The 4,959-nt window shown below is 29.3% G+C and carries 8 protein-coding genes; 5 read left to right on the top strand and 3 right to left on the bottom strand.

Going from position 1 to position 4,959, the window contains the following annotated elements:
• On the bottom strand, positions 1-479 hold a 479-nt coding region (locus WBF61_RS09730), incomplete at its 3' end, for a tyrosine-type recombinase/integrase (RefSeq protein ID WP_424256062.1).
• 220 nt (positions 480-699) lie between these two features.
• Between WBF61_RS09730 and WBF61_RS09725 the strand changes: the two genes are divergently transcribed.
• Complete coding sequence (locus tag WBF61_RS09725) at positions 700-1,101, top strand: hypothetical protein (RefSeq protein ID WP_424256060.1); 402 nt, start codon at positions 700-702, stop codon at positions 1,099-1,101.
• A gap of 190 nt (positions 1,102-1,291) precedes the next feature.
• Here WBF61_RS09725 and WBF61_RS09720 read toward each other — a convergent pair whose 3' ends face one another.
• Positions 1,292-1,753 carry a GNAT family N-acetyltransferase gene (locus tag WBF61_RS09720; protein WP_424256059.1) on the bottom strand — a complete coding sequence of 154 codons (462 nt, stop codon included), beginning with the start codon at positions 1,751-1,753 and terminating at the stop codon, positions 1,292-1,294.
• A gap of 260 nt (positions 1,754-2,013) precedes the next feature.
• Entirely contained in the window at positions 2,014-2,694 is a 681-nt protein-coding gene (locus WBF61_RS09715) for a hypothetical protein (RefSeq protein WP_424256057.1), read from the bottom strand.
• Positions 2,695-2,917: 223 nt separating this feature from the next.
• Here WBF61_RS09715 and relB point away from each other — a divergent pair, with 223 nt between their 5' ends.
• The 4 genes from relB to WBF61_RS09695 all read left to right on the top strand — a co-directional run bounded on the left by relB (position 2,918) and on the right by WBF61_RS09695 (position 4,687).
• Complete coding sequence (gene relB / locus WBF61_RS09710; protein ID WP_424256055.1) at positions 2,918-3,142, top strand: type II toxin-antitoxin system RelB family antitoxin; 225 nt, start codon at positions 2,918-2,920, stop codon at positions 3,140-3,142.
• Between the two features lies 1 nt (position 3,143).
• Entirely contained in the window at positions 3,144-3,410 is a 267-nt protein-coding gene (locus WBF61_RS09705; protein ID WP_414840411.1) for a type II toxin-antitoxin system RelE family toxin, read from the top strand.
• Between the two features lie 255 nt (positions 3,411-3,665).
• Entirely contained in the window at positions 3,666-4,199 is a 534-nt protein-coding gene (locus WBF61_RS09700; RefSeq protein WP_424256054.1) for a GNAT family N-acetyltransferase, read from the top strand.
• 263 nt (positions 4,200-4,462) lie between these two features.
• On the top strand, positions 4,463-4,687 hold the full coding sequence (locus WBF61_RS09695; protein ID WP_424256052.1) for a DUF378 domain-containing protein: 225 nt from the start codon (positions 4,463-4,465) through the stop codon (positions 4,685-4,687).
• Positions 4,688-4,959 lie beyond the last annotated feature (272 nt).

The raw sequence follows: 4,959 nt of genomic DNA, 5'->3' as shown, positions 1-4,959 counted from the left end.
ATTGTTTCGCTACTATGACCAAAGATTTCCATTAACGTGGCCACGTCTTTGGTTTTTTTGTAGTAATGGTAACCGAAGGTCTTTCTAAGCGTGTGCGTGCCGATATCGTCTCGTCCTAACAGCTTAGCGACCTTTTGAAACATCTGATAAACGGTATTCACTTCTAAGTGACCGCCTTTCGTACTCGGAAAAAGATAATCGTCTGCTGCCAGGTCTTTGGTGTAGTCTTGGATCAAGTCCTGCAAGCTACTCAAATATAAAATACGGGTCTTGCCTGTTTTTTGCTCGACGATACGCGGATTTTTAGCCGAAAGGATGTCTTTTTTCTTTAATTTAACGATATCCGACATGCGTAACCCGCTGTTGATCCCGATTAAAAAGAGAAAAACGTCTCGTTTGGCGTTTTTATTGCGGCGTAACCCAAATAAAAAGTCATTGATCTCGTGCTGCGTTCGTAATGGTTGGACGTTATAAGGCATTGAAAAGCCCTCTCCTCTCACAAAAGTGATACATGATTTCATTCAGTATACCCTATAATCGTGTATTGAGGGACTAAATAAAAAAAGAACCCTAGTGTTAAAGGGTTCGGGATACACGATTTTATACAATTTCATGTATCTAAAAAAGATACTAATTTATTCATAATAGAAATGGAGTAAAATTCAATAAGAACTAGTAGATAAAAAAAGGAGTTTTAAAATGAAAAAAATACTAAAGATCATTTTAAGTTTTTCGAGTTTTTTTTTACTATCTGCCTGCTCTAACAATACAACAGAAGATATAACGATAGAAAATATTAAAGCTAGTGAAATCCGGAATGAGTTCCTAGAAGAAACACTTACTGGTATAGAGAATGAAGGGATCTATCAAGTAAACATAGATAATAAAAGCTATATTATTTTTAATGGTTTAAAAAGTGAGTATAAAAATGTAAAAGTTGTATTAAAAGACGAAGTATTACAGATATTATTTACTAAGGTTGACTCCGATAAATCAGCAAAACAAGTTTACGAGATAAAACCTTATCTATCTGAAAAATTTGATACCATTCAACTAATTGAAAATGATAAAGAAACTCATTTTGAAACTGTATATTTTTGATGATACTACTATTTTTCATAGATGATTTTAGTATGAGTAGTAGCAGATTATCTTTATGGAAAATTATAGATAAGGACTGTCTAAAGGTGCTTAATTTTTAAACTTGTTTATTTTTAAGATGAAAAAGAACCCTATGGTTAAAGGGTTCAGTATACATGACTTTATCTAATTTCATGTATTTGGAAAAAAACTAAAAAATAAATTCCATTTCTACAAAAGTATACGTAGTTCCATTTGTCGGTTGCTGGTATTCTCTAGTTTTAGTAAAACCTACTTTCTCATATACTTTTTGAGCTCTTATATTGAACTTTGCTACTCCTAAACGTACAGTCGGTATGAAATAATTTTCTTTAATAAAATCCAAAATCAGTGAGATAAATTGCACACCTAATCTATTTCCCGTTAATTCTGGTTTAATACCTACTCCCATATTTACTATATCATCAGTCTGTTCTAAGACAAAGAAGCCAAACAATTCATTATTTATTATAACTTGAAAATAGTTGTTCTCTCTTAATATAGGTGAAATTATTTCTTCGTAATCCTCAGGATCTTCTGTCATATTATAAAAAGAATACTCACCATCATATTTCCATTCATCAGCAATTTTTACAGCATTTTGTTGACTTAACATATCAATTTTAATGTTCATTTTTTCCTCCTTTACTTATTTTTTTAATTAAAAATTCTTTTGTACTTACTCTATCAAAAATAATATATCTTTATTTATACTAATGCTAGGGAGATGATAGTAACTATAATAAAATCTTTTACATAGTATTTGTTAGTGTTGTTTCTGGGTGTAGCACTAGTACATCAAAGGAATCTCTATTATTTAATATGATTAAAGAAAAATTACGTTTCCAATTACTGATGAAAAACCACCTCAAGAAATATTTGAGTAATTAGAGCTTACATAACTGGAATATTTGGACGTCCAATTTCACAAAAAAGTTTTCCAATATAAGACATTTCCAAATAAGATTCTTGCCGAGTATATTCACTGCCAACAGTAACTGTATAAGGCATTTTATTAATAAATCCAAGCCCTGCTAATCGTTCAATACGGTATAACTCTTGGGATGATGAGTCTTTAATTTGACCGTTGTAAATTTTTAGAAGCATTTCCGTATCTGACAAATAGGATCGGTTCAAAGTATCTGTTAACTCTTGGAATTCCGTATAACTTAATTGTTCATTAATGTAAGCCACTACAAACTTTGCTAAGATCGTTGACTTTTCAATATCTATCGTCGATTCTAAAATCAACATAATCCGTTCAACTTCTTTTTGAGATTTTTTATCTCCATTTTTTATACGCTCAACAAATTTTTCTTTTTTTTCATTTATTATAGTTCCATTGTTCAACTCATGCATGAATTGTAACGTTTGACGAATAAGATTACGATTCTTAAGCATAATCCCAGTCTTACCTATCGCCATAATTGTATTAACTATTGGTATACCTTTAATAATTTCAGATTCAAAAAGGGTATCAATTGAAGCTTCAAGCATATCAAAGCTCACATCTTTTGCACTATCATTAAAAATCATTTCTGAAAAAATTTGTACTAGCTTATTATCTGTCTCCATAAGACTACCTCCTGATAAAATAAGTAAAAAAATCAAATGATCTGTTACTTTTAGTATAGCAAAGATAAAAAAAGCTTTGTTTAATTAAAAAAAATAATAATAGTATATCAAAAAAAGAACCTTGATTAATTAAAAGCAATTATACGTTGAAAAAAATGCGTATCTTTATTATTTTTTCATTTTGTGTTACAATGTGTTACAACGATGAAAAAGGAGTGATTATATGAGTACCATTACCATTCGACTTAACAATGATGAACAAAAAGCTTTTAACGAGTATGCTAAATTATACAACGTCCCTCTATCAACCTTATTTAAAAAAAGCTTAGAAGAAAAAATTGAAGATGAAATGGATATGAAGTTTATTAAAGAGTATGAAGCTGATATTCAAAATGGGGCTGTTGAATTGTATGAGCACAATAAAGTAAGAGAAATGCTAGGTTTATAATATGAATTATCATGTTGTTTATGAAAAAAAAGCTTTAAAAAGTTTCTCTAAATTAGATAAAGGCCAACAAAAAATGATTCTAGCTTGGATTGAAAAAAATTTAGTGAATACTGAGGATCCAAAGATACATGGTAAAGCTTTAAAAGGGAACTTAAGAGAGTATTGGAGATACCGAGTTGGTAATTATAGATTATTAGCGGATATTGATGATCAACAAATTAAAATAATTATTTTAAATGTAGGTCATAGAAAAGATATCTATACCTAATAATTCCTCTCAAAAGCTATATCTTTACTACACATAACTAGTTGTTTAAATTTTAAAGACGTTTTTTTGAAAAAATAGTGGCGCAAGAGTCAAAGAAAAAGGGCACCCTTTTGAGATAAAAAGGATGCTCTTTTTGGGCTAAATAAGAACGTTTTATAGTTGATAAACAAATAGTTGTTTTTGATACACGATTCTATCTAATTTCATGTATTAGACTTGAAAACTAATATTTCCTAAAAATGAGGAGGAACGGTTATGAAAGAATTAGTAACAGAGAGATTAATATTAAGAGCATGGAAACCAAAAGATAGCAAAGACCTATACGAATACGCACGTAATGAATTAGTTGGACCTAGTGCTGGTTGGCCACCTCATAAAAATGAAGATGAAAGCAAAGAAATAATAGACATGTTTATCAAAGATGAAGACACATATGCGATTGTTTTAAAATCAGAGAATAAAGTTATTGGAGGTATAGGACTTCATGATAGGAAGCCAGATGATACTATTGCTGATTTAAGACAAAGAGAAATAGGATATGTATTAAATCCTAAATACTGGGGAAGAAAAATTGTTCCTGAAGCAGTAAATGAATTGATCAGATATTCATTTACTGAATTAGAGTTAGACTTGATTTGGTGTGGCCATTTTGATTTTAATAGTAACTCTAAAAGAGTTGTCGAAAAATGTGGATTTAGATATAAATTTACAAAAAATGAAAACTTAAAACTACTCGAAAATAAAGAAGTTACAACTCTTTATTATTGTATTTATAAATCTGAATTCTAACTATCAAATAGTGTAAATAATATAAATTAGAGTCTAACCAGGATACATACTTACCAGGTAATGATCTGACTGCTTTTTCACTGTCTATTATAAGTGCTACTTAAAATTTATCAGCTTAAAATCCATGTATGTATCCCTCAATTTAATAAGGGTTTACATACATGATTTTATCTCATTTCATGTATTGAAGAAATTAGACTTTAAATTAGACTTTCTTCTCTTTATCTCTATACTTTAGTTATATTAAAGAAGGAGGTGTTAGTATGAAAACATTAGACAATATTGTTTTAGCTCTTTTAATTGTTGGTGGTTTGAACTGGCTCTTAGTAGGTCTGTTTGAATTTGATTTAGTAGCTATGATATTTGGTGGAGAGACAGCTCTCTTATCTAAGATAATCTACGTTATCGTTGGAGTTTGTGCTCTTTATTCACTGAAATTCTTTCCTCTAATCAATTCTCAAACAACTCCTCCACGTAGAGAGCCTTAATTTTCTAAATACAAAAAAGAGTATTCTAATACTCTTTTTTGTATTTTTTTATGTTTTAAGAGCCAATGATTATAATAGCGTAAAGTAATTTTCTCGCTGCCAAAAAAGAGAAGCTTATTATAGTAAGATTTCCTATACACTAATTTATAACATTTCATGTATCTATAAATATAAAGAGAAAGGACGTTTCTAAAACATGTTTAAAAAAATTACTTATTCTACTAAAAAATTAATAGGTTCTATATTTGATTTAATTTCTAGTATTGTAATTG

Source organism: Carnobacterium sp. (assembly GCF_049673005.1).
Taxonomy (GTDB): Bacteria; Bacillota; Bacilli; order Lactobacillales; family Carnobacteriaceae; genus Carnobacterium_A.
This window is presented reverse-complemented; position numbering and strand designations above follow the sequence as displayed.

Coding starts and splice junctions, on each gene's coding strand:
- WBF61_RS09725 (WP_424256060.1), top strand. CDS start 700: ATGAAAAAAATACTAAAGATCATTTTAAGTTTTTCGAGTTTTTTTTTA.
- WBF61_RS09720 (WP_424256059.1), bottom strand. CDS start 1,753: ATGAACATTAAAATTGATATGTTAAGTCAACAAAATGCTGTAAAAATT.
- WBF61_RS09715 (WP_424256057.1), bottom strand. CDS start 2,694: ATGGAGACAGATAATAAGCTAGTACAAATTTTTTCAGAAATGATTTTT.
- relB (WP_424256055.1), top strand. CDS start 2,918: ATGAGTACCATTACCATTCGACTTAACAATGATGAACAAAAAGCTTTT.
- WBF61_RS09705 (WP_414840411.1), top strand. CDS start 3,144: ATGAATTATCATGTTGTTTATGAAAAAAAAGCTTTAAAAAGTTTCTCT.
- WBF61_RS09700 (WP_424256054.1), top strand. CDS start 3,666: ATGAAAGAATTAGTAACAGAGAGATTAATATTAAGAGCATGGAAACCA.
- WBF61_RS09695 (WP_424256052.1), top strand. CDS start 4,463: ATGAAAACATTAGACAATATTGTTTTAGCTCTTTTAATTGTTGGTGGT.